General features: G+C 73.4%; 24 protein-coding genes. 7 read left to right on the forward strand and 17 right to left on the reverse strand.

Translation table 11 applies throughout. The features are described from left to right. The first annotated feature begins 90 nt into the window (after nucleotides 1–90). On the forward strand, nucleotides 91–1,002 hold the full coding sequence (locus tag ACZ7KX_RS23710) for an RNA polymerase sigma-70 factor (RefSeq protein WP_470328204.1): 912 nt from the start codon (nucleotides 91–93) through the stop codon (nucleotides 1,000–1,002). Between the two features lie 104 nt (nucleotides 1,003–1,106). On the opposite strand, the gene ACZ7KX_RS23715 is transcribed toward ACZ7KX_RS23710, so the two are convergent. Then, the gene (locus tag ACZ7KX_RS23715; RefSeq protein WP_470328205.1) at nucleotides 1,107–2,504 is read right to left on the reverse strand and encodes an MFS transporter; all 1,398 of its coding nucleotides are present in this window, start codon (nucleotides 2,502–2,504) and stop codon (nucleotides 1,107–1,109) included. Between the two features lie 214 nt (nucleotides 2,505–2,718). On the opposite strand from ACZ7KX_RS23715, the gene ACZ7KX_RS23720 reads away from it, so the two are divergent. Further along, nucleotides 2,719–3,597, forward strand: a complete 879-nt coding sequence (locus ACZ7KX_RS23720; protein ID WP_396550927.1) for a LysR family transcriptional regulator — start codon at nucleotides 2,719–2,721, stop codon at nucleotides 3,595–3,597. A 456-nt stretch (nucleotides 3,598–4,053) separates the two neighbouring features. Here ACZ7KX_RS23720 and ACZ7KX_RS23725 read toward each other — a convergent pair whose 3' ends face one another. Continuing rightward, nucleotides 4,054–4,380 carry an antibiotic biosynthesis monooxygenase family protein gene (locus ACZ7KX_RS23725; RefSeq protein ID WP_350523238.1) on the reverse strand — a complete coding sequence of 109 codons (327 nt, stop codon included), beginning with the start codon at nucleotides 4,378–4,380 and terminating at the stop codon, nucleotides 4,054–4,056. Nucleotides 4,381–4,482: 102 nt separating this feature from the next. Further along, nucleotides 4,483–4,893, reverse strand: a complete 411-nt coding sequence (locus ACZ7KX_RS23730) for a cupin domain-containing protein (protein ID WP_470328206.1) — start codon at nucleotides 4,891–4,893, stop codon at nucleotides 4,483–4,485. Between the two features lie 47 nt (nucleotides 4,894–4,940). Between ACZ7KX_RS23730 and ACZ7KX_RS23735 the strand changes: the two genes are divergently transcribed. After that, the gene (locus ACZ7KX_RS23735) at nucleotides 4,941–5,432 is read left to right on the forward strand and encodes a MarR family winged helix-turn-helix transcriptional regulator (RefSeq protein WP_470328207.1); all 492 of its coding nucleotides are present in this window, start codon (nucleotides 4,941–4,943) and stop codon (nucleotides 5,430–5,432) included. A gap of 84 nt (nucleotides 5,433–5,516) precedes the next feature. Here ACZ7KX_RS23735 and ACZ7KX_RS23740 read toward each other — a convergent pair whose 3' ends face one another. The 4 genes from ACZ7KX_RS23740 to ACZ7KX_RS23755 all read right to left on the reverse strand — a co-directional run bounded on the left by ACZ7KX_RS23740 (nucleotide 5,517) and on the right by ACZ7KX_RS23755 (nucleotide 10,106). Beyond that, entirely contained in the window at nucleotides 5,517–6,953 is a 1,437-nt protein-coding gene (locus ACZ7KX_RS23740; RefSeq protein WP_470328208.1) for a transglycosylase family protein, read from the reverse strand. Between the two features lie 111 nt (nucleotides 6,954–7,064). Further along, complete coding sequence (locus tag ACZ7KX_RS23745) at nucleotides 7,065–9,227, reverse strand: CHAP domain-containing protein (protein ID WP_470328209.1); 2,163 nt, start codon at nucleotides 9,225–9,227, stop codon at nucleotides 7,065–7,067. A gap of 196 nt (nucleotides 9,228–9,423) precedes the next feature. After that, a complete protein-coding gene (locus ACZ7KX_RS23750) occupies nucleotides 9,424–9,600 on the reverse strand; it encodes a hypothetical protein (protein WP_470328210.1) in 177 nt (58 codons plus the stop codon). A gap of 149 nt (nucleotides 9,601–9,749) precedes the next feature. Beyond that, the gene (locus tag ACZ7KX_RS23755; protein ID WP_470328211.1) at nucleotides 9,750–10,106 is read right to left on the reverse strand and encodes a hypothetical protein; all 357 of its coding nucleotides are present in this window, start codon (nucleotides 10,104–10,106) and stop codon (nucleotides 9,750–9,752) included. Nucleotides 10,107–10,267: 161 nt separating this feature from the next. On the opposite strand from ACZ7KX_RS23755, the gene ACZ7KX_RS23760 reads away from it, so the two are divergent. Continuing rightward, on the forward strand, nucleotides 10,268–11,263 hold the full coding sequence (locus ACZ7KX_RS23760; RefSeq protein ID WP_470328212.1) for a LuxR C-terminal-related transcriptional regulator: 996 nt from the start codon (nucleotides 10,268–10,270) through the stop codon (nucleotides 11,261–11,263). A gap of 56 nt (nucleotides 11,264–11,319) precedes the next feature. Here ACZ7KX_RS23760 and ACZ7KX_RS23765 read toward each other — a convergent pair whose 3' ends face one another. Next, on the reverse strand, nucleotides 11,320–13,392 hold the full coding sequence (locus tag ACZ7KX_RS23765; protein ID WP_470328213.1) for an MFS transporter: 2,073 nt from the start codon (nucleotides 13,390–13,392) through the stop codon (nucleotides 11,320–11,322). Between the two features lie 393 nt (nucleotides 13,393–13,785). Here ACZ7KX_RS23765 and ACZ7KX_RS23770 point away from each other — a divergent pair, with 393 nt between their 5' ends. After that, a complete protein-coding gene (locus ACZ7KX_RS23770; RefSeq protein WP_470328214.1) occupies nucleotides 13,786–15,012 on the forward strand; it encodes a peptidoglycan-binding domain-containing protein in 1,227 nt (408 codons plus the stop codon). 69 nt (nucleotides 15,013–15,081) lie between these two features. Here ACZ7KX_RS23770 and ACZ7KX_RS23775 read toward each other — a convergent pair whose 3' ends face one another. The 4 genes from ACZ7KX_RS23775 to ACZ7KX_RS23790 form a co-directional block, all read right to left on the reverse strand. Further along, the gene (locus ACZ7KX_RS23775; protein ID WP_470328215.1) at nucleotides 15,082–15,666 is read right to left on the reverse strand and encodes a TMEM165/GDT1 family protein; all 585 of its coding nucleotides are present in this window, start codon (nucleotides 15,664–15,666) and stop codon (nucleotides 15,082–15,084) included. Nucleotides 15,667–16,035: 369 nt separating this feature from the next. Then, nucleotides 16,036–16,812, reverse strand: a complete 777-nt coding sequence (locus tag ACZ7KX_RS23780) for an ABC transporter permease (protein WP_470328395.1) — start codon at nucleotides 16,810–16,812, stop codon at nucleotides 16,036–16,038. After that, a complete protein-coding gene (locus ACZ7KX_RS23785) occupies nucleotides 16,812–18,425 on the reverse strand; it encodes a dolichyl-phosphate-mannose--protein mannosyltransferase (protein WP_470328216.1) in 1,614 nt (537 codons plus the stop codon). Before ACZ7KX_RS23785 ends, ACZ7KX_RS23780 begins: the two co-directional genes overlap by 1 nt. A gap of 169 nt (nucleotides 18,426–18,594) precedes the next feature. Then, nucleotides 18,595–19,905 (reverse strand): MFS transporter, encoded by a 1,311-nt coding sequence (locus tag ACZ7KX_RS23790; protein ID WP_470328217.1) that lies wholly within the window; start codon nucleotides 19,903–19,905, stop codon nucleotides 18,595–18,597. A gap of 135 nt (nucleotides 19,906–20,040) precedes the next feature. On the opposite strand from ACZ7KX_RS23790, the gene ACZ7KX_RS23795 reads away from it, so the two are divergent. Continuing rightward, a complete protein-coding gene (locus ACZ7KX_RS23795; RefSeq protein WP_396550945.1) occupies nucleotides 20,041–20,622 on the forward strand; it encodes a MarR family winged helix-turn-helix transcriptional regulator in 582 nt (193 codons plus the stop codon). A 156-nt stretch (nucleotides 20,623–20,778) separates the two neighbouring features. Here ACZ7KX_RS23795 and ACZ7KX_RS23800 read toward each other — a convergent pair whose 3' ends face one another. The 3 genes from ACZ7KX_RS23800 to ACZ7KX_RS23810 all read right to left on the reverse strand — a co-directional run bounded on the left by ACZ7KX_RS23800 (nucleotide 20,779) and on the right by ACZ7KX_RS23810 (nucleotide 24,390). Beyond that, nucleotides 20,779–22,596, reverse strand: coding sequence for a glycosyl hydrolase family 18 protein (locus tag ACZ7KX_RS23800; protein ID WP_470328218.1), 1,818 nt, complete (start codon nucleotides 22,594–22,596; stop codon nucleotides 20,779–20,781). A gap of 315 nt (nucleotides 22,597–22,911) precedes the next feature. Continuing rightward, nucleotides 22,912–23,628, reverse strand: a complete 717-nt coding sequence (locus ACZ7KX_RS23805) for an FxLYD domain-containing protein (protein ID WP_470328219.1) — start codon at nucleotides 23,626–23,628, stop codon at nucleotides 22,912–22,914. 201 nt (nucleotides 23,629–23,829) lie between these two features. Beyond that, nucleotides 23,830–24,390, reverse strand: a complete 561-nt coding sequence (locus ACZ7KX_RS23810) for a DoxX family protein (RefSeq protein WP_470328220.1) — start codon at nucleotides 24,388–24,390, stop codon at nucleotides 23,830–23,832. A 293-nt stretch (nucleotides 24,391–24,683) separates the two neighbouring features. On the opposite strand from ACZ7KX_RS23810, the gene ACZ7KX_RS23815 reads away from it, so the two are divergent. Continuing rightward, nucleotides 24,684–25,316 (forward strand): MarC family protein, encoded by a 633-nt coding sequence (locus tag ACZ7KX_RS23815; protein WP_350523226.1) that lies wholly within the window; start codon nucleotides 24,684–24,686, stop codon nucleotides 25,314–25,316. A gap of 61 nt (nucleotides 25,317–25,377) precedes the next feature. Here ACZ7KX_RS23815 and ACZ7KX_RS23820 read toward each other — a convergent pair whose 3' ends face one another. Next, entirely contained in the window at nucleotides 25,378–25,923 is a 546-nt protein-coding gene (locus tag ACZ7KX_RS23820) for an NADPH-dependent FMN reductase (RefSeq protein WP_470328221.1), read from the reverse strand. Between the two features lie 71 nt (nucleotides 25,924–25,994). Further along, entirely contained in the window at nucleotides 25,995–26,429 is a 435-nt protein-coding gene (locus ACZ7KX_RS23825; protein WP_350523224.1) for an Lrp/AsnC family transcriptional regulator, read from the reverse strand. Between the last annotated feature and the right edge of the window lie 85 nt (nucleotides 26,430–26,514).

The raw sequence follows: 26,514 nt of genomic DNA on the forward strand, positions 1-26,514 counted from the left end.
CACGAACGCGGCAACGACATGACAGCCACACCCGGCACCCCTGGGTGCCCTGATCCTACGAATGACCAGAACGAGCCCACGAAGAAAGGTATGGAGACCATGAACAGCGAGGACGGCCGCCGTCCCGATCCGGCCACCGAGGCGTTCGTCGCCCACCGCAACCTGCTGTTCACCGTCGCCTACGAGATGCTCGGCTCGGCGGTGGACGCGGAGGACGTCCTGCAGGAGACCTGGCTGCGCTGGGCGGGCGTCGACCTCGACACCGTCCGCGACCACCGCGCGTACCTGGTCCGGATCACCACCCGGCAGGCGCTCGGACGGCTGCGCACGCTCGGCCGGCGCAAGGAGTCGTACGTCGGCCCGTGGCTGCCCGAGCCGCTGCTCACCTCGCCCGACGTGGCCGACCAGGTCGAACTGGCCGACAGCATCTCGATGGCGATGATGATGGTCCTGGAGACGCTGACGCCGACCGAGCGGGCGGTGTTCGTGCTGCGCGAGGTGTTCGCCCTCGGCTACGACGAGATCGCGGAGGCCGTCGGCAAGACGCCGGTCACGGTCCGCCAGATCGCCCACCGGGCGCGGGCGCACGTGGCGGCACGCCGTCCGCGCGGCAACGTCTCGGCGGACCAGGCACGGGCCGCGATCGCGGCTTTCCAGCGGGCGGTCGAGACGGGCGACCTGCAGGACCTCCTCGACCTCCTCGCACCGGACGTCGTCCACATGAGCGACGGCGGCGGCATCAAGACGGCCATGCCGCGGCCCACCGTCGGGGCCGAGCAGGTGGCCCGGCTACTCGCCAGGGGCGTGGCGCTGTGGGGTCCGGTGGCGACGGCCGAGTCGACCCAGGTCAACGGGCACCCGGCGCTGATCCTGCGGATCGACGGGGAGATCGACCTGGTGGTGGCCATGCGGCTCGACGAGGGGCGGATCACCGGCATCTACTCGGTGCGGAACCCGGAGAAGCTGACGCACATGGAACGCGAGACGGCGGTGAGTCTCTGAGCCTCGGAGCCCCGGACGGCCCGGCGCCCAGGTGCCTCTGACTCGGCGCGCCTCGAAGCCGCCGGGTCACCGGGTCACCGGGTCACCGGGTCACCGGGACCGACTCACCGGGAGCGGCTGCGCAGCACCGCGAGCGCCGCCGCCCCGCACACCAGCGCCGGAAGCAGCATCGCCACCGCGGCCGCGCCACCCCCGCCGACGAACGCTCCCGTCACCGCCACGCCCAGCGTCGCGCCGACCTGCCGGACGGCGTTGAGCAGGCCGCCCGCCGCACCCGCACGGCCCTCCGGCGCGGTCGTGACGACGGCGGTGACCAGCGCGGGCAGCGCGAAGGAGACCCCGAAGCCCGCCAGCAGCAGCCCCACGGCGAGCAGCGGGTACGGCGTGCCGAGCGACACCGCCACCGCGAGGACCGCGCAGCCCGTCGTCAGCAGTGCCAGCCCGCCCAGCACCGGCCGCCACGGGCCGACCCTGGCGACGATCGGCCCGGTGAGCAGCGGGTTGAAGCCCGGCGGCAGCGTCATCGGCAGGAACGCCACCCCGGCCAGCGTCGGGGACAGCCGCAGCTCCTGCTGCAGCAGCAGCGGCAGCACGAACAGGACGCCCAGCAGGGCGAAGTTGACCGCGCCGCCCGCCAGCAGCACCGCCCCCGTGCCGCGGGCCCGCAGCACGTCCGTCGGGAGGACGGGCGCCGGGCTGCGCCGCTCGCGCCGTACGAAGGCCACCAGGGCCACGGCCGCAGCCGCCCCGGACCACGCCGCGTGCGACCACCCGGTGCCGCCGAGCGCGATCAGCGCGTCCGTGAACAGCGCGAGCGTCGCACAGGCGGCCAGCTGGGCCGGCCAGTCGATGCGTCGTTCGCCGCGCGGGCAGTGCACGGCCCGCCCGGCCACCAGGGCCAGCACCAGCACCGCCAGCGGGACGTTCACCAGGAACACCGCCCGCCACCCGGCGAGGTCGACCAGCGCCCCACCGACCAACGGCCCGAAGGCCATCGCGCAGCCGCTGACCGCCGCCCAGACGGCGACGGCACGCGCCCGCTCCGCCGGCTCCGGGTGGAGCCGGGTGATCAGCGCCATGCTCGCCGGGACGCAGGCCGCCGCCGCGACGCCCAGCAGGGCGCGCAGCAGCACCAGCGTCGGGATGTCCGGCGCGAACGCGCTGAGCAGCGAGCCCGCACCGAAGGCGGCGATGCCGAAGCGGAAGGCCCGGTGGGCACCGTAGCGGTCGGCGGCCGCCCCGGCCGACAGCAGCAGCGCCCCGAAGGCGACGCTGTAGCCGGTGACGGCCCACTGCAGTCCGGCGGTCGAACTGCCCAGCGAGGCAGCCAGATCGGGTTCTGCGACGGAGAGCACGGTGGTGTCGAGCAGCACCATGAAGTAGCCGAGGGCGATGCCGAGCAGGGCGCGCGAGCGGGTCGCCGTGGCCGGCGTCGCAGGCGCGGCCGGCGTCGCGGGCGCGGCCGGCGTCGCGGGGGCGACGGGAGGCACGGGGGAGGTCATCGGGGTTCTCCTGATCGACGAGCGGAAGCGCCCCCACCCTGGCCGCGCCACGCCCGTCCGTTCGACCGCCGGAGCCGCATGCGGCGTTCGGTTTTTCCGAACGCCCCGGTACGACTCCGCGCACGCCGCGGTACAACTCCGCACACCCACCCGTACGCTGTCCCGCAGCACCGGGAGCAAGGCGTCCGGAAGCCGGGGAGTCCAGGGGAAACCAGTGGAACTACGTCAGTTGCGCGTCTTCGAGGCCGTCGTCGCCCACCGCACCGTCACCGGCGCGGCCGTGGCGCTCGGGCTCGCCCCGTCCTCCGTCTCGGAGCAGATCCGCACGCTGGAGCGGAGTCTGGACACCGAGTTGTTCGAACGGGCACCGCGCGGCATGACCCTCACGTCGGCCGGGGAGCGACTGCTGCCGTGGTCCCGGAGGCTGCTGGACCAGGCCGAACAGGCGCGGCGGGAGGTGGTCGCCGCCCGCGCCCGGCTGCGGCTCGGCGCACTGGAGACCATCGCGGCCACCCACGTGCCCGCCGTCCTGGCCCGGCTCGCCGAGCGCCGGCCCGACCTGGAGATATCCCTGCACACCGACACCGCCCGGGACGGCCTGCTCGGCGGGGTCGCGGCCGGGGCGCTGGAGGCGGCACTGATCCTGGACACCGCCGGACCGCTCGGCGAACTCGGCTTCTACCTGCCGCCGGCCCCGCTCGACCACGTCGACCTGCAGGACGTCCCGCTGGCCCTGGTCGCCGCCCCCACCGACCCGCTCGCCGACGCCACCGCCCTCACCCGCGAGAGCCTGCGCGGCCGGCGCCTCCTGGTCAACACCCCCGCCTGCTCCTTCCACCTGGCCGGCGAGCGACTGCTCGGCCACGACCTGGACCGCGTCCGCACCGGCGGCGTCGCCGTCACCCGCGCCTGCGCCGAACAGGGCCTCGGCATCGCGCTGCTGCCCGAGTTCGCCGTCCACGACCAGCTCGCCGCCGGCACGCTGGTGCGCCTCCCGCTCGATCCCCCGCCGCTGCACCTGCGCCTCGTCTGGCGGGCCGACCGCGAGACCGTACCCGGCCTGCGCGAGGTCCTGTACGCAGTCTCCGCATGAGCCCGCGACGCCATGAGCCTGCCTCATGGGCGCGCAACGCCATGAATCTGCGTCATGAGCCCGCGACGCCATGAGCCCGCGTCATGAGCCTGCCGACCTCGGTGCGCCCTCAGCCTGAGCCGTCCCCGCCCCTCAGGCCGGGGCGTCGGCGAGCCAGTTGCCGTGGAAGCCGAACGGCACCCGGGCCGGGAGGCGCACGGCGGCGACCGGAGGGGCGGCCTGCGCTTCAACGCCATGCGCCGCGACTGGGCCGAATGGGCCGCCGCCCAGATCAAGTGACCCCAGCCCCAACCCTTCCCGCACTACGGCGAATCGGGGCCTCGGCAGCCGGTAACCGCCCACCCCGCCACCACCGCGGGCAGCCGGGAAGCACTTCGGGCCCTCCCCCACCAGGGGAAGGGCCCGAAGGACGAACTACCGACTACCGACTACCGGCCACCGCCGGCAAGTACCGACTCAGGCGCCCTTGGGCCCGGCCGACTGGACGACCTCGAAGGACCACAGCGTGGAGCCGGAGGCGGCCGGCCGCTTCGGGGCCTCGCCCTCACCGCCGCCCTGGTGGGCCGACTTCATCGGGCCCTCCATCCACGCCTTGAAGTCCTCCTCGCTGCGCCAGCGGGTGTAGACCAGGTACTGCTCGGTGCCCTCGACCGGGCGGAGCAGCTCGAACCACTCGAAGCCGTCCGAGTTCTCCACCGCGCCGGCCCGCGAGGCGAAGCGCTGCTCCAGCACCTCGCGCTGCTCGGCCGGCACCGTCAGTACGTTGATCTTGACGACGGACATGCCGCTCCTTACTGGTCCGCCGGGGCCCCGCGTGCGGCCGCCGGCTCGGTCACTGCCAGCAGTCTCCTACACCTCACACCGGGCGGGCCGGCCTCCCGCCGCTCAGGCGATCCATGCCGGGAGGACGCGCTCGGCGTCGCGCGGGGCCATGGCGCAGGCGCCCTCGGGGGTGACGGCGTCGGGGTTGTAGGCGCGGGAGGGCGAGGTGGAGGCGACGACGGCGGTGAAGCCCCCGTCGGTGGTGATCCGGCGGGCCTCGTCGGCGGGGAGGACGAGGGTGTCGCCGGCGGCCAACACGTGGGAATCGCCCGCGAGTTCCACCGTGGCGAACCCGGCGAGGAAGGTCCAGATCTGCTCGGCGTCCATGGCGTGCAGCGGGCCCTGGGTGCCGGGCCGCATCTCGACCCGCCACAGCGCCAGCGACGTCGAGCCCTGGGTGGGCGAGGCGAAGGTGGTCATGACGGCGTTCGGGGTCTCGGAGCGGCGGGCGTCGGAGAGGCGGATGACGGACATGGCGAAGGGACCCCCTAATATGGACAACGAAGTTGTCTATATGGTCAATGAGGTTGTCTACCGTGTCAAGCGAACCCGCCCCGCCCGGCTTCGAGCTGCCGCTGCGCCTGCTCCTCGCCTTCCGGACGATCATCGACGAGCTGCACGAGCGGATCGCCCGCGAGGGACATCCGGACCTCCGCCCGATGCACGGCTTCGTCTTCCAGGCGATCGGCCCGCACGGCACCACCGCCGTCGAACTCGGCCGCCGCCTCGGCGTCTCCAAGCAGGCGGCGGGCAAGACCGTCGAGAACCTGGAACAGCTCGGCTACGTCGAGCGCGGCAGCGACCCGGCCGACGCCCGACGCAAGGTGGTCCGGCTCACCGACCGGGGTGTGGACTGCCTCGCCCGCTCGGCCCGGATCTTCGACGAGCTGCGCGCCGAGTGGTCCGCCACCCTCGGCGAGGAGGAGCTCCGGCGCCTGGAGGACGGCCTGCGCCGACTCGCCCCCGGGGACCCCTTCCGCCTCGACACCCCGCGCTGGTTCGGCGCCCCGTGAGTCCCGCGAAGCGGACATGCGTGTGCCACCCCGCCCTGGAGGCCGGGGTGGCACACGCACACGCACACACGAACACGCACGCGACTACTGGGTGACGGTCGGCAGCTTCGCCGTGAGCGCGGTCGGGACACTGACCACGTTGTTCGGGTCGAGCTTGCCCGGCCCGAAGTCACCGGCCGCCAGGGCCTTCTTGCCGCCCCCGTTGACGACCTGCCACACGGTGTTGCTGTCCGGCGAGAGCAGCAGCGTGCCGTCGCTCGGCGCCGCCTTCGCGGCCGCCGAGGCCTCCCAGGCGCCGGGCACCGGGCGCAGCGGACGCTTGTCGTACCCGAAGCCGGTGTAGTCCGCGGCGCTGAGCAGGACGGCCATGCCCCCGGCCATCACGTACACGTTCGGATCGGCGCCCGAGACGTTCTTGATGATCGTGCCGTCGGACAGCGGCTTGGCGACCGCGCCGGCGAGCCAGTGGCCGGGCACGCCCATCAGGCCGGCGCCGGAGTAGCCGTCGGCCACCCACTCGTCACCCGCGATGTGCAGCGCCGAGCCGCTCACCATCACGTAGCGGGCCGGGTCCGTGCCGTTCTGGTCCATCACGACGGTGCCCTCCGGCAGCGGCTTGGCCACCGCGGCGCGCAGGAAGTCGCCGGGGACGCCCATCAGTGCCCGCTGGTCGTAGCCGTCGGCCGTCCACTCGTCGCCCGCGATGTGCAGCGCCGCACCGGCCACCATCACGTAGCGGCTCGGGTCCGTGCCGGACTGGTCCATCACCACCAGGCCGGTCGGCAGCCGGCTCGCCACCGCGCTCTGCAGCCAGGCGGTCGGAACGCCCATGTCCGACCGGGAGTCGTAGCCGCCCGAGGTCCAGTCCGCCGCCGAGATCGGCAGCGCCGCACCGGCCACCACCACGTAGCGGGCGGCACCGCCGCCCTGGTCGTGGACCACCGTGCCGACCGGCGGCGCGGTCGCCAGCGAGTTGAACGCCGCGTCGTCCACCAGCACGATCCTGCCCAGGTCGTAGCCGTCGGCCGCCACGTCCGAGCCGGCCACGGGCACGCCCGAGCCGCCGATCATCACCTTCACCGCCGCCCCGTTCGGCGACTTCACCAGCGTGCCGCTCGCCAGCGAGGCCGGGTTCGGGTAGGTGGTGGTGGCCGGGAAGGGGTCGGCGTGGTCACCGACCAGCGGCGCGTAGCAGTTCGGCCAGGCCTTCAGCCCCTGCTTGGCGAGGATCTTCTCGGCGATCAGGATCTGCTGCTGCCTGGTGGCCCGGTTCGCGTAAGGCGCGTACTGGCTGCCGCCGAACGCGAGCCAGGTGGGCTGGGAGATCTGGAGACCGCCGAAGTACAGGCCGTTCCGGGAGACGATCGACCAGTTGCCGCCGCTCTCGCACTGCGCGACCTTGTCCCAGCTCGCCGCCGAGGCGGCCGAGGCCTGACCGGGGAGGGCGAGCGGGGCGGCCAGGGCGAGCAGCGCGGTGGCGGCGAGGGCGAGCGCGGACTTCTTGCGGACGGCGGTGGTCATGGTGTTCCCCCGGGAGCGGCTGGGCTGGGCTGATGAGGTGTCCGGCGGTCGACCGCCGTGAGCAGGGCGGCCCGGCCGATGAGGGCCGGGCCGCCCGGGTGCGGGCGCGGTCTACTGGGTGACGGTCGACAGCTTCGCCGTGAGCGCGGTCGGGACACTGACCACGTTGTTCGGGTCGAGCTTGCCCGGCCCGAAGTCACCGGCCGCCAGGGCCTTCTTGCCGCCCTTGACGACCTGCCACACGGTGTTGCTGTCCGGCGAGAGCAGCAGCGTGCCGTCGCTCGGCGCCGCCTTCGCGGCCGCCGAGGCCTCCCAGGCGCCGGGCACCGGGCGCAGCGGACGCTTGTCGTACCCGAAGCCGGTGTAGTCCGCGGCGCTGAGCAGAGCGGCCATGCCCCCGGCCATCACGTACACGTTGGGGTCGGTGCCCGCGGCGTTCTTGATGATCGTGCCGTCGGCCAGCGGGCGGGCCGTCAGCTTGCCCTCCCAGGTCTCCGGGGCCCCGACGACCGGCCGGCCGGCGTAGGTGGTGGTGAACTCGGCGTTGGTCAGCGGCAGCGCCGAGTTGTTGACGACCACGTAGATGCTCGGGTCGGTGCCGGCCTGGCCCTTGATCAGGGTGCCGTCGGCCGGGGCCGCGGCGGCCGCACGGCCCAGCCAGGTGCCGGGGACGTCGGACACAGGCTGGTTGTCGTAGCCGTCGGCCGTCCACTCGGCGCCGGAGATCTGCGCCGCGGCGCCGCCGACCATGACGTAGCGGTTGATGTCGTTGCCCGAGACGTTCTTGACGACCGTGCCGTCGGCCAGCGGGCGGGCCGTCAGCTTGCCCTCCCAGGTCTCGGGGACGGCGACGATCCCCCGGCCGGCGTAGGAGCTGTTGAACTCGTCGCTGGTCAGCAGCATCGCGGTGTTCTTGACCACCACGTAGACGTTCGGGTCGGTGCCGGCCTGGCCCTTGATCAGGGTGCCGTCGGCCGGGGCCGCGGCGGCCGCACGACCCAGCCAGGCGCCGGGAACGCCCAGCGCGGGCTGGATGCTGTAGCCCTCGGCGGACCACTCGGAGGCGTCGATCAGCGCCGCCGCGCCGCCGGCCGTGACGTAGCGGTTCGGGTCGGTGCCGTTCTGGTCCATCAGCACGGTGCCGTCGGGCAGCGGCTTGGCGGCAGCGGCGCGCAGCCAGTCGCCGGGGACGCCCATCAGCATCCGCTTGTCGTAGCCGTCGGCCGTCCACTCGGCGCCGGAGATCGGCAGCGCGGTGCCGTTGACCATCACGTAGCGGCTCGGGTCGGCGCCCGACTGGTCCATGACCACCCAGCCGGTGGGCAGCGTGCCCTGGATCGCGTTCTGCAGCCAGCTGCTCGGAACGCCCATGTCGGAGCGGCTGTTGTAGCCGCCCGAAGTCCAGTCCGCCCCGGAGATCGGCAGCGCGACACCGTTGATCACCACGTAGCGGGCCGAGCCGCCGGCCTGGTCGTGGACCACCGTGCCGGTCGGGGGCGCGGGCGGCAGGGCCTTGAAGGCCGCGTCGTCCACCTGGACGATCCTGCTCAGGTCGTAGCCGTCCGCCGCCACGTCGGAGCCGGCGATCGGGACGCCGGAGCCCGAGATGATCACCTTGACGTCGGGGCCGGCGGCCGACTTCACCAGGGTGCCGGTCGGCAGCGTCGACGGGTTCGGGTTGGCCGCCGGGGTGTTGTTGAAGACCGGGGAGATGTAGCCGCTGACGGTCTGGCCGTACGGGGCCTGGCCGACGCCGTAGCGCGTGGTGGACTCGCGCTGGACGATGCCGTTGCTGTGGCCGGAGCTGTGGCCCTCGTTGCCGCCGACGTAGGTGACGGTGCCGTTGCCGACCGCGACCACCAGCGCGACGTGGTCGGCGCGGTCGATGCTGCGGTTGTAGTTGAAGACGACCGCGTCGCCCACCTGCGGGGTGTTGTGCAGCGTGCCGTAGCGGCGCCCGTAGTCGTAGAAGCTCGCGGCGGAGGGGCTGAGGTCGCCCAGGTGCGCCACACCGTTGCGGGCCCAGATCCATCCGGCGAAGTCTGCGCACCAAGCCTCGGCGGAACCGCCGCCGCGGCCGCAGGAGTTGCTCGAACCGTCGCCCGGGACGTAGCCCCCGTGGGCGCAGGGGCCGTTGCCGACCTCGGCGTTGGCGGCGGCGGCGATGCCACCGGCGTCGGCGTGGGCGGGCAGCACGGTCAGGCCGGTCATGGCGGTGGCGGCGACGACGGTGGCTATGCCGCTCTTGCCGAGCTTGCGGGCGACGCTGGACATGGAGGTACTCCTGACGGTGGGAAGAGCGCGAAGTGTGTGTGCTCGGCTGCGCGGTGCGAGCCGGAAGTTCGTGGGCACGCCCCGGGGCGGACGGCTGCCCTGCAGGAGCAGCGGTCGACGGCGACGCGGGGGCGGCGGCGAGGAGCAGAGCGGAACGGAACGGAGCGACGGGAGCCGCGGGAGCGGCCGGTTCCCACTACTCCCAAGCGGTGGTGGCCGCGACCGTCGTCTCCCAGGCGGTGGTGGCCGGGACGACGGCGGCGGCGCGGGTCTGCGACGTGACGGGGGAGGCGGCGTGGGCGACGGCCGGAGCGAGCGCGGCGAGGGCGAGGGCGGTGACCGCGGCGGCCTTGCGGAGGGTGGTGTGCAGCATGATCGGTTCGGTCCTTTGCGAGAGCTGGGTCGAGGGGTGCTTCCGGTCTCGCGTCCCGCGGTGACGCGTCGTCCGGTGGTGTCCTCCGGGTGTCTCCCCCGGCTGACGGGATCAAGCTTCGTCGCAGCTCAGCGGTGGCGGAAGGGTTCTCAGCTGGACGGATCCGGTCCTGGACCGTTCCGTCCAGCGGGGCCGGAAGAGGACAGCAGGCGCTCGAAGACCGGCGCGATCAGCGGGGCCTCGGCGCTCGTGACGGTCCAGCCGTCCAGGGCCGGCCAGGTCGCGACGGCCCGCAAGCAGACCTCGGTCGCCCGGTGCTCGGCGTCCGCCAGTCGGTCCGCCACCAGGTAGAGGCCCAGCACGGTGGTGCGGTCCGCCCGCGGGTGCACCGAGACGTGCTCGACCCGCTCCTCGGGGAAGGCTGTCGTACGAATGAACTCCGAAACCCCCGGGGGGAGTTCGAAATCCGGCGCGGGCGGCCGCAGGACGGCGTGGACGAGGTGCATGGACCCGACGCTCCCAAACCACCCGGTCTGCGCATAGGTGTCCGATGATGGCGGTTCCGTCCCTGGCCGGAACCGTCCACGGGGAGACCTGGCCGCCCGAACACGGTTCGTGTCATGATCCTTTACAACTGCCGTACGGAGTCCACACTGGGGGAACCGCTGTGCTCGCCGCTCTCGGACTGGATGCCGCCGCGGAGACGCTCTACCGCGTGATGCTCGCGCACCCCCGCGACGGCGTGGCCGAGCTGGCGCAGCGGCTGGCGGTCCCGCAGGAGCAGGTCCGGCGCTCGCTGGACCTGCTGAGCGAACTGGCGCTGATCAGGCCTTCGTACGAGCACGAGGGCGAGCTGCGGGCGGTCTCCCCCGACGTCGGCATGGAACTGCTGATGGCCCGGCAGCGGACCGAACTGGCCGCCCAACAGCTCCGGGTGGAGGCCTCACGGGCGGCGGCGGCCCAGCTGATCGCCGACTACGCCGGCCTCGCGCCCCGCTCCGCCCACCCGGGCGTGGAGCAGCTGACCGGCCTCGACGCGATCCGCGACCGGATAGCCGCGATGTCGCGCGAGCTGACCGACCAGCTGATGACCTTCGCGCCGGGCGGCGGGCTCAAGGAGTCCACCCTGGAGGCGTCCAAGGCGAACGACGAGGCCCTGCTGAAGCGCGGGGTCCGGATGCGCACCGTCTACCTGGACAGCGTGCGCAACAGCCAGCCGACGGTGGCCTACGCCGCTTGGCTGGCCGAGCTGGGCGGCGAGGTGCGCACCGCCCCGGAGCTCGCCACCCGGATGATCGTCTTCGACCGCCGCGCCGCCGTCATCCCGGTGAACAGCGAGGACTCCGGCGCGGCCGCCGTGGTGCTGACCGGGAACGGCACGCTGACCGCGCTCTGTGCGCTGTTCGAGCACGTCTGGGCCTCGGCGCAGCCATTGGGCAAGGCCGGGGCCAAGGACCGGAGCGGGCTGACCGCCCAGGAGTCGACGGTCGTCCGGCTGCTGGCCCGGGGACTCACGGACGACGCCATCGCCAAGCGGCTCGGCGTCTCGCCGCGCACCGCCCGCCGCTCGGCGACCGATCTGATGGAACGGCTCGGCGCCCGTAGCCGGTTCGAGTTCGGCGTGCGCGCGGTCCAACGGGGCTGGCTGCCCTCCGAGGCCTGACCGACCGGCCGGGCGCGGGCCCGGGGCGTGTCCGGGGTGCACCCGCTCCGCCGTGGTCAGAACGACCGCCCCTCACCGTGGTACGGCGGCTGCGGCCCGACCGGGTCGGGACGGTCCCGCAGGTCGGCGCACAGGGCGGAGCTGAGCCTGGTCAGCAGCTCGGCGAGATCGGCGTACTGCTGCTCGTCCCAGTCCTCCAGCAGGCCGGCGAGTTGGGCGCGCCGGGCGGCGACCAGCCGCAGCGCCACCTCCTCCCCCGACTCGGTGAGCCGCAGCGGCAGCCCGCCGGTCCGCGCGGCCAGCCCCCGGCTCTCCACCTCCCGGACGGCCGCCTCGACGACGGCGAACGGCACGATCCGCCGCTCGGCCAGTTCGGCCGGCTCGACCGAGCCGTGCTGGTGCATCTGCAGGAGCAGCCAGCTGGAGGCGGGCAGCAGGTCCAGCCCGGCGGTGGCGGTGATCCGCCGGAAGAGGTCGCGCCGGGCCTCGCGGGTGCTCAGCACGGACAGCGCGCGGGCGATCTCGTCCAGGGAGCTGCGCTCCACCGGGTTCAGCCCGATGGACTCGCTCAGGTCCGGTGCGGTGACGGTGGACCGCAGCTTCTGCTCGCGCAGGAAGAGCGACAACACGAAGGCGACCGTCGCGACGGGCACCGCGTACAGGAAGACGCGGGTGATCGACTCGGCGTACGCGTGGTAGACCGCCGCCTGGGCGTCGGCGGGCAGCCGGGGGATGACCCTCGGGTCGGTGGTGACCGCCTCGGGCTGGAGGCCGGGTGGCAGCGGCACCCCCGCCAGGGCGTCGGCGAGGCGGTCCCGCAGCCCGCTCGCGAAGACCGTCCCGAAGATGGAGACGCCGAAGGAGGCCCCGATGGAGCGGAAGAAGGTCGCGCCCGCGGTGGCCACGCCGAGGTCCTCGTAGCCGACCGAGTTCTGCACGATCAGCACCAGGACCTGCATCACCAGGCCCAGCCCGAGGCCGAAGACCAGGAAGTAGAAGCTCGTCTCGGCGGTGCTGCTGTGCTCGTCGAGCCGGGAGAGCAGCAGCAGCCCGACGGTCGTGACGGCCGTTCCGGCGATCGGGAACGCCCGGTAGCGGCCGGTGCGGGCGACGACCTGGCCGGAGCCGATCGAGGTGACCAGCATGCCCAGGACCATCGGCAGCATGTGGATGCCGGACATGGTGGGCGAGACCTGCATGACCACCTGCAGGTAGGTCGGCAGGTAGGTGAGCGCGCCGAACATCGCGAAGCCGACCACGAAGGAGATCACCGCGACCAGGCTGAAGGTCCGCGAGCGGAACAGCCGCAGCGGCAGGACCGGTTCCACCGCCGTCCGCTCGACCTCGAGGAAGGCGACCAGCAGCACCAGCCCGAGCACGCCGAGGCCGACGATCTGCCAGGAGCTCCAGGCCCAGGTGGTGCCGCCGAGCGAGGTCATCAGCACCAGGCAGGTGGCGACGGCGGCGATCAGGACGGTGCCGAGGTAGTCGATCCGGTGCTCGCGCCGCACCTCCCGCCCGTGCAGCACCGCGGCGATCACCACCAGGGCGACGACGCCGATCGGCAGGTTGACGTAGAAGACCCAGCGCCAGCTGAGGTGGTCGACGAACAGTCCGCCGAGCAGCGGCCCGAGCACGCTGGTGACGCCGAACACGGCACCGAACAGGCCCTGGTAGCGGCCGCGGTCCCGGGGTGGGACGAGGTCGCCGACGATCGCCTGGGAGAGCACCATCAGCCCGCCGCCGCCCAGCCCCTGCAGCGCCCGGAAGGCGATCAGCTCGCCCATGTCCTGCGCGATCCCGCACAGGACCGAACCGAGCAGGAAGATCACGATGGAGGCCTGGAAGAAGCGCTTCCGGCCGTACATGTCGCCGAGCTTGCCCCAGAGCGGGGTCGCGGCGGTGGCGGCCAGCATGTAGGCGGTGACCACCCAGGAGAGGTGGTCGAGGCCGCCGAGGTCGCTGACGATGGTGGGCAGCGCGGTGGAGACGATGGTCTGGTCGAGGGCGGCGAGGAGCATCGCCAGCAACAGCGCGCCGATCGGCACCCAGAGGTTGGGGACGGCGGCCGTCGGCGGGCCGGGCTCGCCCGCCGGGCTCCGGTCGGACGCGGCGGGCGGATCCGTCACGGCGTCTCCGTGGGCATGGCGTCTCCGTGGGGTCGCGGGCACCGACCGGCAGCCCAGGCGGATGATCACTCCCAGCTCACCATGCTGGCAGATTCGCCCGGTTTTGTTCCTCCGGATTGAGCCGAACGTAAGCACCGGGGACGTCCACGGCGTCCGGGGCGTTCCCCGGAGGCGATCTCCGGGGCGGTCTCGGGGCGGTGTCGGAGCGGTCTCGGGACGTTCTCGGAGGGGCCAACCGGCACCAACCGGCACAACACCCCCGCAGCGGGTCGGACGCCCCTGTCCACCCTCCGGGCAGTCCTGCATAATCAGGCGCGATCGTGCGCCCGGGCCCCGCCCGGACGCCACCGGAACCGCACACGAGCACGACCCGAAACCGAGGAGGACCGGCCGATGCCGGACCAGCACTGCCCGACGTGCGGCACCGCACGCTCAGCCGGGTGCGGCTGTGTCCCGGACCCGAGCCTCACCGAGACAGCCGTCCTCCCCCACATCGAGGGCCCGCCGCTGGTCCGCCCGTACGTCCCGCAGACCGCCGACCAGGTGGCCGAGGAGGCCCCGGCGCACGCCCCGACCGTGGACCCGTTCGCGACCGCCGTGCTGCCGCCCGCCGCACCGGGGCAGTCGTTCGCTCCGGGCGGGCCGGTCACCGCGCCGCTCGGGCCGGACGCGGACGCCTACGCGACCACGGTGCTGCCGCCGGTCCACGCCGGGCAGCCCCCGCTCCGCCCGGACGCCGACGCCTACGCGACCACGGTGCTGCCCCCGGTGCCGGCCCCCGGGCCGGGCGCGTACGCGGCAGGGCCGCCGCAGACCCCCGGACAGCACGCCGGCGGGCACGGCAACGGGTACGAAAACGGGTACGGCGGCAACGGGTACGGCGGCAACGGGTACGGAGCCGGACACGAGGCCGAGTACGGGGCCGGGCAAGAGATCGGCCTGTTCCCCTTCGACAACGCCCCCGCCGGGCCCGACGCGCCGGACACCGGCGGACGGGCCGCACGCCGGGCGGCCGACCAGGCCGCCAGGAACCCGCTGACCGAGCGCAAGGGGCTGCTCGTCGGCGTCGGCGCCGCGCTGGTGGCGCTCACCATCGGCGTCGCGTACGCCGTGACGCCCTCCTCCGAGCCGGACGCCAAGCAGGCGAAGCCGCTGCCGACCACCACCCTGGCGCCCGCGCCGGTGGACCCGGCCCCCTCGGCGGTCCCCACCGCGACCACGCCGGCGCCGACCAGTGAGGCGCCGAGCCCGTCGGCGACGCCCACCCGCAAGCCGACGCCGACGAAGACGGCCACTCCGACGCCGACCCCCACTCCGACGCCGACGCCGACCCCGACTCCCACGCCGACCCCCACCCCGACGCCGACGCCCACCCCGACCCCCGCGCCCACCCCGCGGGTGCTGCAGGTCGGGATGGTCGGGCCCGACGTCCGGGACATGCAGCAGCGCCTCTACGCCGCCGAATGCGGATTCGTCGACAAGTCGATCATCTCCGGCACCTTCGACGACTGGACCAAATCGGTGCTCAGCAGCTACCAGCGCGAGAACCGGATCAAGGGCGAGAACGGCTTCTACGGTCCCAAGACCCAGGCCGTCCTCTCCGCCGACCCGGGCTGCTGATCCCCGGACACACGAAACGGGCGGCGCCCGCCGATCGGCGGGCGCCGCCCGTTCGCCGCTTCCGGGACGTCAGCCGGTGATCGCCCCGACGATGCTGACGGCCGCCAGCACCAGCATGATCCCCGCCGCCACCCGGATGATCAGCTTCATCGGCACGTACTTGAGCAGCTTCTGTCCGCCCACGATGGCGATCCCGCCGACGGCGCAGAGCGCCAGCCAGGAGCCGAGGCCGACGGCCAGCGGATCGGCGTACTTGGCGGCCAGGTTGGCGGTCATGATCTGGGTCAGGTCACCGAACTCGGCGATCGCGACGACCACGAAACTGGCCCCGGCCACCTTCCAGAAGCTGTTCGAGGACGGCTCCTTGGCCGCGTGCTCGTCCTCGTCCCCGCCGCCGTGGAACAGCAGCATCGCCGCGCCCGCCAGGAAGAGCACGCCCGTGACGAGCTCCACCCAGCGGTGCGGCAGCAGCGACAGCAGGTGCCCGGCGACCAGCGCGATCCCCACCTGCAGGGCGAAGGCGGCGGCGATGCCGGCGAAGACGTAGCTCGCCCGGTACTTGGTGCCGAGCACCAGGCTGGCCAGCGCGGTCTTGTCCGGCAGTTCGGCCAGGAAGACGATGCCGAACGTCAACACGGCAACGGTCAGGCTCATGCGCCCGCCTCGTTTCGCTCGGCAGGGACGTTCGCACGGACGCGCCCGTCGACGGCTCGTTCGGTTCGCTCACTCATCAAGGGAGGTTCCTCGGTCGGGCTGCCCGGCCGTCGCAGCTCCGTCAGGGGACGCTCCGGCCCGACAGCACTGGTCATGGTCACAGCACTGCGGCCGAAGGTCTCGCCGGCAACGCTCTACGAGCGGTGCCCCGGGCGCCGGGCCCCTGGGGGCCAGTATGTCGACGGTCCGGTGGAGGGCTACTCCCCTTCAACGCCCCCAAGGGTACCCGACGCCTTCCAGTGCCCCGGCTCCGTCGGCTGCCGGCCGCCGGCTCCCGGCTCCCGGCTCCCGGCTCCCGGCTCCCGGCCGTCATCGGCCTTCGCCCGGTTCCCCCGCCGTCACCAGGCCCCGGCCGACCAGTTCCAGCACCACCACGATCGCCACCGACTCCACCGCCAGCAACCCGATCAGCACGAACAGCTGCACCGCCCCCGCCTGGACGGGCGAGGCACCGCCGAGCAGCATCCCGACGAAGGCGCCGGGCAGGGTGACCAGGCCGACCGTACGGGTCTGGTCCAGGGCCGGGACGAGCGAGGTCGCCGCAGCCGTGCGGCAGATCTCCAGCCGTGCGTCGCGCTCCTCGAAGCCGAGCGCCAGCGCCGCCTCCACCTCCCCGCGCCGCAGCCGCAGCTCGTCCAGGGCGCGCCGCCCGGCCAGCGAGGTCGCGGTGAGCCCGCCGCCGATCAGGATGCCCGCGACCGGGATGACGGACAGGCCCTTCGGCGGCAGCAGCCCGACGCCCAGCAGCAGGGCGAGCACCGGCAGCACCCCGGCCCCGATCGGCGCGGCCGCCCAGACCCAGCCCGGCCCCGGGGTCATCCGCCGCCCGGCAGTGCGCACCGCGACGCCGAACATCAGCACCACGAACAGCGCCGACCACCACAGCGAGCCGACCACCCAGGTGATCACCGCGGCGACGGCCGCCAGCTGCACCACCGCGCGCAACCCGGCCCGCAGCACCGCGTGCCCGTGGCCGAGCTGCCCCCGCCCGGCCACCACGACGGCGGCCAGCAGCAGGACGGCGGTGACCACCCCGAGCACCGGCGTGACCGGCAGCAGCTGGCCACCGGACGCCGCAAGGTCCATCAGATCCAGCTGGTGAACCACATCCGGTCCTGCCAGGACGACATCGGGATCACCTCCGCCGTGTACAGCGGGTAGAAGAAGGCGAAGCAGCCGACGACCGCCAGCACGACGGCCCCCGCCCCGATCGCGCCGATCCGGCGGCGCCGGGGGCTGGATCCGGGCGGGCCGAGGATCGCCCCGAGCATCTGGGCGACGGCCAGGCACAGGAACGGCACCAGCACGACCATGTAGAAGGAGAAGATCGTCCGCTCCTGGTAGCGGAACCAGGGCAGGTAGATCCCGGCCACCGCGCACAGCACCGCGCCGGAGCGCCAGTCCCGCCGGAAGAACCAGCGCCACAGCAGGTAGACCAGCGCGAAGCAGGCCGCCCACCAGAGGAACGGCGTGCCCAGGCCCAGGATCTGCGCCGCGCAGCCGCCGGAGGAGGTGCAGCCGCGGGTCCCGTTCGGGATCTGCTCCCAGTACATGGAGACCGGGCGGCCGTCGACCAGCCAGGCGAAGGGGTTGGACTGGTAGGTGTGCGGGGTGCTCAGACCGGTGTTGAAGTCGTACATCTGCGAGTGGTAGTGCCACAGGCTGCGCAGCGGTGCGGGCACCCAGCTCATCGGCACCTGCGGCAGCGGGACGCCGAGGAAGCTGTCCGGGGACAGCCCGGCGCGGCCGTCGGCCCAGTGCCGGTCGTAGCCGCCCTCGCCGCTGCCGCCGCTGAGCAGCCAGCCGCCCCAGGCGCCGACGTACACCACCAGGGCCGAGCCCACCATGGCGAGGAGGGCGGGCCCGGCGTCCCGGCGCAGCATGGAGCGCCAGGGGCGGCGGGCGCCCGCCCCGCGGCGGCCGGCCTGGTCCCACAGGACGGTCAGGATGCCGAAGGCGGCGAGGATCGGGGCACCGTTCCACTTGACCGCGCAGGCCGCGCCGATCAGCACCCCGGCGGCGATCCGCCAGGGGCGCCACCCGAGCCGGACGGTGTCGCCGTCGGCGGCCTCGGCGAGCCGGGCGCGGGCGTGGTCGCGGTCGATCAGCAGGGCACCGAAGGAGCCGAGCACGAAGAACATCTGGATGCCGTCGAGCAGGCCCACCCGGCTCATCACCAGCGCCAGGCCGTCCACCGACATCAGCAGCGCGGCGGTGCAGCCGATCAGGGTGGAGCCGAAGAGCCGGCGGCCGATCCGGGCCAGCATCAGCACGGTGAGGGTGCCGAGCAGCGCCGTCATGAACCGCCAGCCGAAGGGGTGCAGTCCGAACAGCTGCTCGCCGATCGCCATCACCCATTTGCCGAGCGGCGGGTGCGCGATGAACTCGGGCGCGGAGCCGAGCGGGACGGACTGCGGGACGGCCAGGATGTCGGCGTTGGCGTGGTCGGGCCAGTTGGCCTCGTAGCCCTGCCGGAGCAGCGACCAGGCGTCCTTGGGGTAGTACGTCTCGTCGAAGACGAAGGCGTTGGGGTAGCCGAGGTTCCAGAACCGCAGCAGCCCGGCGAAGATCGCGACGCCGATCGGCCCGAGCCACCCGGAGCGGTCGGCCGCCCAGCGGACCACGCCCCCGCGCGGGGCCGGTGCGGGGTCGGCCGGGGCCGGGGCCGCCGGGGGGTGCGTGAGCGCCGCTTGCGTCATAGCCTCGCCGATTCGCCTGTCTGCTCTGCCCGGGCCCGGCGCTGGGGCCTGGTCCGGGCGGTCAACAGCCACTGACACTATGTGGCGGTGGTCGCGAAGCCAAGCGCGACGGGCGCCGACCAGGTGACCTGGTCGGCGCCCGTTTCACACGCTCGCACGTGCCCTTTCGTCACGCGGCGGTCTGCAGCTCCCGGACCGGGACGGCGTGGACCACGGCCGGGGCGGCGTTGTCCTGCTCCGGCGTGAGGTACGGGCGGAGCCGCAGCGCCAGGGCGACGATCAGCAGTGTCGAGCCCGCCATCGCCGCCAGGTAGAGCGGCCAGGTGCCGGAGCCGACCAGCAGCACGCCGACGGCCGGGCCGACCGCGATCGCGATCTGCTTCACCAGGGAGTAGCCGGCGTTGTAGGTGCCGAGCAGCCGGGCCGGGGCGAGGTCCGCCACCATCGGGCCCATGGTGGGCGCGAGCAGCGACTCGCCGACGCCGAAGAGGGCGTAGATCGAGACGATGGCGACCGTGGCGGCCATGGTCTCGGTCCGGATCAGGCCGGCCACCAGGGCCATCGCCCAGGCGCCGAGCCAGACCAGGCCGGCCGCGGCCATCGCGGTGGTGCGGCGGCGGCGCGCGGTGATCCGCACCATGAACATCTGCAGCACCACGATGGTCAGCGCGTTGGCGCCGATCGCGAAGCCCAGGGTGGAGGGCGCGGTGCCGACGGTGTCGGTGGCGAAGGCCGCCACACCGGACTCGAACTGGCCGTAGCAGGTGAAGAAGATCAGCCCGGCGAGCAGGCAGAGCCGCAGCATCGCCTTGTCGGCGACCAGCGCGCGCAGGCCGGTCGGGCCGTCGCCCTTCTCGTGGACGGCGCTCAGCTGGAACCGCGGCATCCGGGCCGTGCCGGTGACCAGGGCCAGGCCGAGGAAGGTCGCCGCCTCGATGGTGAACAGCCGGGTGAGGCTGGCCGGGTCGGTGACGTCGACGATCTGCCCGCCGACCAGCGCGCCGATGCCCATGCCCAGGTTGACCAGGGTGAACTGCAGCGCGAAGGCGTGCGAGCGGGTCGCCGCCGTCGAGCAGCGGACGATCATCGTGGCCAGCGCCGGCTGGCAGGTGGTGACACCCGCACCGAACAGGAAGGAGGAGACCAGCAGGGCCGGGGTGCCGGTGGCGTGGCCGAAGGCGAACGCGCCGGTGGCGGCGAGCGCCGTACCGGCCAGCAGCACCGGACGGGGGCCGTACCTGTCGATGCCGCGCCCGGTGAACGGCAGCACGGCGAGGGCCGCCAGCGCGAAGACGGTGAACACCATCCCGGCCGCCAGCGAGCCCAGGCCGCGCACCTGGTCCACGTACACGAACATGTACGGCATCGTGAACCCGCTGCCGAACGCACTGAGCGCGTTGCCGATCTGGACGCGGCGCAGCGGGCCACCCGCCCCGCGACGCGGCCTCCGCTGCTTCACCGTGCCGACCACCGTGCACATCCCTTCCTGGCTTCGACTGGATACTCTTAAGTCCAGAAGATTTCAGAGCTAAAGTTTGACGAGATAAAGTCTTAGCACCAGAAGGCTGTGGAGTCAAAGGCTTAAGGGGTGCACGCTCGTGCGACACTGGTCCGCATGACTACGGACAAGCCGGCGCCGGCTGCCGGAAAGCCCGCACCGGCCACCCCCCTGGAGCTCGGAATCGCCGAGCAAGTGGCGCTCTACCAGCGGGAGTTCCCCACCGTGGACCCCCAGGTGGAGACCATCGTGCAGACCCTCAACCGGGTCTCCCGGCGGATGGGCGTGGCGTACGACCGGCAGCTGACCGTGCTCGGAATCACGTCCGCCGAGTGGGAGGTGCTCAAGGCCCTGGTGGTCGCCGGCAGCCCGTACCGGCTGGGGCCGGGCGAGCTGGCCAAGCGGCTCGGACTCACCCCGGCGGCGATGACGCACCGGATCGACCGGATGGTGGCCGACGGCCTGGTCACCCGGGAGCGGGACGAGTCCAACCGGGTGCGGGTGATCATCGAGCTGACCGAGACCGGCCGCGACAAGTGGCTGGAGTCGATGCGGATGGCGGCGGTGTTCGAGGAGGAGCTGCTCCAGGACGTCGTGGGCCCCGAGCGCACCGCGCTCTCCGGCCTGCTGGCCCGGATGCTGCGGCGGATCGAGGAGACCCAGCCCGACGCCCTCGGCCGCACCGCCGACCTGGACTGAGCCGGCGCCGGCCCGGGGCCGCCGCGCCCGGCGAGCGGGGCGCGGCGCCCGGGAACGAAAGGGTCCGGCCCGCCGGGGGTGCTCCCCCGGCGGGCCGGACTCGTCCGGGTGCCGCGCAGGCCCGTCGGGGCCCCGGTCATCCGGTGGTTCGGGTCGTCAGCAGGGACCGTTGTCGGTCCAGACGCCCCACTGGCCGCTCAGGCTCGGGTCCTCGCCCTTGGTCCACCACTTGTTGGTGTAGTAGTGGCCCTTCCACGAGACCTTGGTGCCGCCGGCCGCGTAGGTGGTGTTCGGGTCCCAGCTCGGGGCGGCCGAGCAGGTGGCCGGCGAGGTCGGGGTGCCGGTCGGCGTGCCGGTGGGGGTGCCCGTCGGCGTGCCGGTGGGGGTGCCCGTCGGCGTGCCGGTCGGCGTCTGGGTCGGGGTCGGCGTGCCGGTCGGCGGGGCCGGGCAGGCCGCGGCGGAGCCGTTGGTGGCGTTCACCATCGTGTCGAACAGCCCGGTCCGGGTGCCGAGGTCGTAGAGCGAGAAGGCGAAGGAGCCGCCGAGGCCGTTGCAGTGCGCGTAGTCGAGCTTGGCCTGGATCGACTTGGTGTCCTCACCGCTCCAGAAGGTGTTGCCGTCGTAGAAGTACGTGGCCTTGGCGTCGTCGTCCCAGAAGGTCCTGGACGGGTTGTCGACGAAGCCCGCGAGCTCCTTGTACATCTGGATGCCGGGGACGTTGCCGGACATCGCCGCGCCGGCCGCCGGGCTGGCGGCGGGCTGGAAGAGGCCGTGCTTGCCGTTGTCCTTCACGCCGGTCCAGCCGCGGTAGTAGAACGGCACACCCATGTTGATCTTGTTGGCGGGGAACCCGCCGGGGATGCCGTACTGCGCGTCGCCGACCGTCCACGCCTTGACGGCGTTGTCGATCGAGTACTTTCCGTTGCCCGGCTTGGCCGGGGTCGACGGGTCGTTCGGGCCGGAGTAGAGCGGGGCCTGGTGGTTCGTCGGGCCCTGCGCGTCCCAACCTCCGTGCATGTCGTAGGTCATGACGTCGAGGAAGGTCAGGTACTGACCGATCTTGTCGGTCTCGACGTTCATGATCTTGTCCTGGCCGGCGCCGACCGCGGCCGACAGGGCGTAGGTCTTGCCGTCGGTCTTGCCCTGCGCGTCCAGCTGGGTGCGGAACTCCTTCAGCAGCGCCGTGAAGTTCTGCTTGTCGGCCGGGCTGGAGATGTTGCCGGTGTGGCCGCCGCCGCCCGGGTACTCCCAGTCGATGTCGACGCCGTCGAAGATGCCGGCCGCCGAGCCCGGGCCGCCGTAGCCGGCGTCGGACGGCAGGTTGCCCTTGATGAACATGTCGAGGCACGACGACACCAGGTGCTTGCGCGAGGCGTCCGTGGCGGCCGCCGCCGAGAAGTACTTGGAGTAGGTCCAACCACCCAGCGAGATAAGGACCTTGAGGTTGGGGTTCTTCGCCTTCAGCTTCTTCAGCTGGTTGAAGTTGCCCGCGACGGGCTGGTTCCAGACGTCGCCGACGCCGTCGACCGAGATGTCCGCGCCGAAGCTCTTCTGGTAGTCGGCGAACGCGTCACCCGCGCCGTCGCCCGCGTTGGGGTTGTTGTCGTTCGTGTCGGCGGCCTTGGTGGCCTCGAAACACCCCAGGTCGGTCGGATGGATGTTGGCGAAGTCGTAGATCAGGTAGTCCAGCTTCCCGGCCACCCCGGTGTCCTGGATCGTCTTGGGGTAGTAGCCGTTCGCGTAGATCGACCACTGGTCGAAGTAGGCGACCTTGATGCCGCCGCTGGTGGCGGGCGCGCCGGTGGAGTTGGTGGTCGCGGCGTTGGCCGCGCCGCCGCCGGACAGCGCGAGGCCCGCGCCGAGCAGGACGGAGGCGGCGGTGCCGGCCGCGACGGCGGCCAGGCTCTTCGGACGGCGTCGGCGGCCGCCCTGCGGAGCCGGGGTCCCGGCCCTTTCGATGCGTGAGCGCAGCATGCGTACGTGACTCCTGGTTGTGGGGGAGGTTCCCGCCGCCCCGGGGGCGCGCGTCCGGGGTGGGGCCGAACGACCGGGACATGACAGGAATGGGTGGGGAATCGAGCGGTTCGGGCCGTGACGGGACACCGGGATGTGCCGAACCGGCGCCGGCGGCACGAGGCCGTCGACGCCGGTTCAGGGGCTCCCTGCACCTGGGCATAAAAATGGACTAGACCAACTCGCCCGTCAAGGGGTCCTGTTGGGCCTTGAGTTCCGCTTAAGGTTCCGCCCCCGATCCGACCGGGCGTCATCACCTGGCTTCAGTACCGGGCGTCAGTACCGGATCGCGTTGGCCACGTCGGCCTTGACCGTGCCCGAGAGCTGCCGGTTGCTGCGCGCGGCCGCCTGGACGCTCTGCCCGGCGGCCAGCTCCGGGACGGTCACCGCGGTGGCGTCGACCACCTTGCCGGACTCGTCGGTGAAGTTCACCTGGATCACGTACTTGTACGACTGCTGACCGTGGTTGGTGACGGTCAGCTGCACCTGGGTCCTGTTGTCCGTGCCGGTGGTGACCGCCCCGACCGTCACGTCACCCTTGGCGTCCAGCCCGCCCTTGACCCCGGACACCGCCGAGGAGGCCGCCGACACCGCCTCCGAGGCCCGCGCCTCCGCCGACGCCAGGGCCGAACCCGCCCCGCTCGCCACCGAGGCCAGCGCCGAACCCGCCCCGCCGACCGCCGAGGCCAGCGCCGAGGCGGCGGAGGCGGCGGCACTCGCGCCCTTCTCCGCCGCGGACACCGCCTGGGAGGCCACACTGCTCGCGCTCTGCCCGGAGGAGCAGCCCGCCAGCGCGGCCGCGCCGACCAGCGCCGCCGTCAACACCCCTGCCACGGCGGGTCGTCGACGGCGCAGCGGTGACGCGTCCAGGTCCTGGGCGGTGACCCTCGCGCCCGTGGCAGCGGCCCCGGCACCCGGGGCGGTGACCCTCGCGCCCCGGGCAGCGGCTCCCGTGCCCGGCGCGGTGACCCGGGTGTGCGACTGGCGGTCCATGCGGTCCCTCGATTCCGGTCGGCCGGTTCCGGTCGGCGCCGGGCTGTCCGGCCCGCCTCCCCGCCCACCCTCCGAGGCCCCGGGGGCAGCCGCCAGCAGGGCTGCTGCCTCCGGGTGACCGCGCGGCCCGACCACGCGGCCGGACCACGCGCCCCGACCGCGCGACCCGACTGCCGACCCGCCCCGGCCCGGCCCGGCCCGTCAGGACAGCCCGGAGCCCTCCTGTTCGTCCGCCTCCACCGCGGCCCGCTCCTCGCGCAGCCGCACCACGTGCCGGCGCCGCGCAACCACGCCGTACGCGCCGGCCGCGCTCGCCACGAAGGACAGCACGCCCAGCCAGGGCCGGTCGAACACGTGGCCGGTCGCGTGGTCCAGCGAGTACCGCCCGGCGCCGGCCAGGCCGATCGCCAGCCCGGTCGCACCGAGGAAGGCCGGGTACTCGTAGCCGCCACCCATGGCGAAGAATCCGGCCGGGGCGTGCACCGCCACGGCGGTCGCCATCGTCCCGGCCACCACCGCGCCGGCCGCCGGCGTGGCCAGCCCGGCGACCAGCAGCGCGCCGCCGCCCGCCTCGCCGAGCCCGGCCGCGATCGCGCTCTGCCGGGCCGGATGGAAGCCCATCTGGTCCATCGCCTGGGTGGTGCCCTCCAGGCCGCCGCCCCCGAACCAGCCGAACAGCTTCTGGGTGCCGTGCGCGATCAGCACCCCGCCGACCGCGCTGCGCAGGGCCAGCAGGCCCAGGTCCTTACGGTTCAGGCACATGTCGCATCCTCGATTCCGCGGCGGAGTGTCCCTGCCGGTGGCCGCTGCCGGTGGTCCCCGCCGGTGGTCGTGCCGACGGAACTGCCGGTGGGGCCGCCGGCGTGGCGGTCCTCCCTCCATAGCAACCGAGACCGCCCGTGCGTTCGAGCCGGAGCCGCCATCCGGGCGAATTCACCGCCGATCGGGAATGAACCGCCGACCGGGATGCGGCGCGAACCGGCGAGACGCACGCCACGCCCGGCCGCGGGGCGTGGCGGACCGGCCGCCCGCGGTGCCGCGGTCATGCTGGGCGCATGTTCGTCTTCAACCTGAGCAGCGCGTTCATCACCTTCTTCGCCGTGGTCGGCCCCCCGAAGACCCTGCTGGCCTTCGCCCGGCTGGCCACCACCCGCAGCACCCGGGAGCTGCGGCGGCTGGCGGCGTGGAGCACGGTCATCTCGGCGGTGATCGGCCTGGTGCTCGGGTTCACGGCGGACGAGGTCAGCACCCTCTTCCACATCAGCGACCAGTCGCTGCAGCTGGCGGGCGGGCTGATCTTCTTCGTCTACGCGGTGGCGCTGGTCTTCGGCGTCCACCTCGGCGGCAGCAGCGAGGAGGACGAGCACCTGTCGAACCCGCTGGTGGACGGCATCCGCGAACTGCTGCTGCCGTACATCGCCAGCCCGCTCGCGGTCTCCGCCGTGCTGGTCGCCTCGCTCAACCGGGACGACTGGGCCTGGAAGGCCACCGTCGCCGCAGCGTACGTGGCCGTCACGGTGATCAACTACGTCTGCGTGGCCCTGCTGGCACCGCTGATGCGGCGCACCCACCGGACCTCGCTGGAGGTGCTGTCCCGGCTGCTCGGGCTGCTGCTGGCGGCGGTCGGCGTGGAGCTGGTCCTGGCGGGCCTGGCCGGGCTCGGGGTGCCCGTGCCCGAGGCGCACTGAGCCCGGCCCCGACCGCCCCGGCCGCAGGTCGGGGCGGTCGGGGCATCGGCCGGGCCGCCGTTCAGGCCGCCGCCAGCCTCGCCAGCACCTCGCCGATCCGCTCGCGCACCTGCGGGTCGGCGGCCAGCCCGTCCGGGCCGACCGCCCCGCGCTCCAGTGGGATCCGGACACAGGCCTCGTCCACCACGGCCGCGCCGGTGTAGCCGAGGACGGTGCGCAGAGTCGCCTCGGCGCCCCCGCCGCGGCCGGGCCCGGCGGCGTTGATCCAGGCGGCCGGCTTGTCCGAGATCTCCACGCCGCCGACCGTCCAGTCCAGCAGGTTCTTGAACGAGCCCGGCAGCGTCCCGGCGTACTCGGGCGTGCAGATCAGCAGCGCGTCGGCCGCCTCGATCGCGGCCCGCAGCGCGGCCACCGGGCCGGGCAGCGGGTCGGTGTCGTCGTCCGGGTTGAAGTGCGGCAGCTCGGCCAGCCCGGAGTAGTACGTGGTGCGCAGGCCCGGGGCGGCGGCGGCGACGGCGACGGCGGCAGCCGTCCGCAGCACGGTCTCGTTGGTGGAGCCGGCCCGCAGACTCCCCGGCAGCAGCAGGATGTGGCGCTCGTTCGACATGCGGTGGAACCTACTCCTTGACGTCGACGTCAGGGCCAGGCAGGACCGTTCGCCGAGGGCCGCGCGCCCGGTCAGCGCGGCGCCAGCGGCCGCCACGGCACCGGGCTGGAGAGGATCATCGAGCTGGCCGGCTGGCCGTAGCCGCCGAGCCGGTCGCACAGCGCCTCGAACTCGGCCATCGTCGGCACCGCGACCAGCAGCACGCAGCAGGCCCCGCCGGTGACCCGGTGCAGCTGGAGCACCTCGGGCCAGGTCGCCACCTCCGGGTCGCGCAGCACGCAGCGCGGGCCGTAGCACTGGATCTGCACCAGCGCGGTGATCGGCAGCCCGGCCCGGGTCGGGTCCACGTGGGCGTGGTAGCCGCTGATCACCCCGTCGGCCTCCAGGCGGCGGACCCGTTCGGCCACCGCGGGTGCGGACAGGCTCACCCGGCGGGAGAGTTCGTTGTACGAGAGCCGGGCGTCGGCCTGCAGCTCGGCCAGCAGGCGGCGGTCGACGGCGTCCATGGCGGGCTCCCCGGGTGATCGGGATCAAGTGGTTTTCATTCGTAAAGCGAATCCGCCGAACGCCTCGTGAACGACAGCTCCGAAG

The organism is Kitasatospora sp. NPDC038210, assembly GCF_055600605.1.

Bases quoted from the DNA above. Each gene is read 5' to 3' on its own strand.
- ACZ7KX_RS23780 (WP_470328395.1), bottom strand. From the start codon at position 16,812: ATGGACCTTGCGGCGTCCGGTGGCCAGCTGCTGCCGGTCACGCCGGTG.
- ACZ7KX_RS23725 (WP_350523238.1), bottom strand. From the start codon at position 4,380: ATGTCCGTCGTCAAGATCAACGTACTGACGGTGCCGGCCGAGCAGCGC.
- ACZ7KX_RS23820 (WP_470328221.1), bottom strand. From the start codon at position 25,923: ATGTCGAACGAGCGCCACATCCTGCTGCTGCCGGGGAGTCTGCGGGCC.
- ACZ7KX_RS23755 (WP_470328211.1), bottom strand. From the start codon at position 10,106: ATGCACCTCGTCCACGCCGTCCTGCGGCCGCCCGCGCCGGATTTCGAA.
- ACZ7KX_RS23740 (WP_470328208.1), bottom strand. From the start codon at position 6,953: ATGACCACCGCCGTCCGCAAGAAGTCCGCGCTCGCCCTCGCCGCCACC.
- ACZ7KX_RS23800 (WP_470328218.1), bottom strand. From the start codon at position 22,596: ATGCTGCGCTCACGCATCGAAAGGGCCGGGACCCCGGCTCCGCAGGGC.
- ACZ7KX_RS23810 (WP_470328220.1), bottom strand. From the start codon at position 24,390: ATGTGCCTGAACCGTAAGGACCTGGGCCTGCTGGCCCTGCGCAGCGCG.
- ACZ7KX_RS23735 (WP_470328207.1), top strand. From the start codon at position 4,941: ATGAGGTTGTCTACCGTGTCAAGCGAACCCGCCCCGCCCGGCTTCGAG.
- ACZ7KX_RS23825 (WP_350523224.1), bottom strand. From the start codon at position 26,429: ATGGACGCCGTCGACCGCCGCCTGCTGGCCGAGCTGCAGGCCGACGCC.
- ACZ7KX_RS23750 (WP_470328210.1), bottom strand. From the start codon at position 9,600: ATGCTGCACACCACCCTCCGCAAGGCCGCCGCGGTCACCGCCCTCGCC.
- ACZ7KX_RS23745 (WP_470328209.1), bottom strand. From the start codon at position 9,227: ATGTCCAGCGTCGCCCGCAAGCTCGGCAAGAGCGGCATAGCCACCGTC.
- ACZ7KX_RS23790 (WP_470328217.1), bottom strand. From the start codon at position 19,905: ATGTGCACGGTGGTCGGCACGGTGAAGCAGCGGAGGCCGCGTCGCGGG.
- ACZ7KX_RS23795 (WP_396550945.1), top strand. From the start codon at position 20,041: ATGACTACGGACAAGCCGGCGCCGGCTGCCGGAAAGCCCGCACCGGCC.
- ACZ7KX_RS23710 (WP_470328204.1), top strand. From the start codon at position 91: ATGGAGACCATGAACAGCGAGGACGGCCGCCGTCCCGATCCGGCCACC.
- ACZ7KX_RS23730 (WP_470328206.1), bottom strand. From the start codon at position 4,893: ATGTCCGTCATCCGCCTCTCCGACGCCCGCCGCTCCGAGACCCCGAAC.
- ACZ7KX_RS23815 (WP_350523226.1), top strand. From the start codon at position 24,684: ATGTTCGTCTTCAACCTGAGCAGCGCGTTCATCACCTTCTTCGCCGTG.
- ACZ7KX_RS23715 (WP_470328205.1), bottom strand. From the start codon at position 2,504: ATGACCTCCCCCGTGCCTCCCGTCGCCCCCGCGACGCCGGCCGCGCCC.
- ACZ7KX_RS23770 (WP_470328214.1), top strand. From the start codon at position 13,786: ATGCCGGACCAGCACTGCCCGACGTGCGGCACCGCACGCTCAGCCGGG.
- ACZ7KX_RS23775 (WP_470328215.1), bottom strand. From the start codon at position 15,666: ATGAGCCTGACCGTTGCCGTGTTGACGTTCGGCATCGTCTTCCTGGCC.
- ACZ7KX_RS23785 (WP_470328216.1), bottom strand. From the start codon at position 18,425: ATGACGCAAGCGGCGCTCACGCACCCCCCGGCGGCCCCGGCCCCGGCC.
- ACZ7KX_RS23805 (WP_470328219.1), bottom strand. From the start codon at position 23,628: ATGGACCGCCAGTCGCACACCCGGGTCACCGCGCCGGGCACGGGAGCC.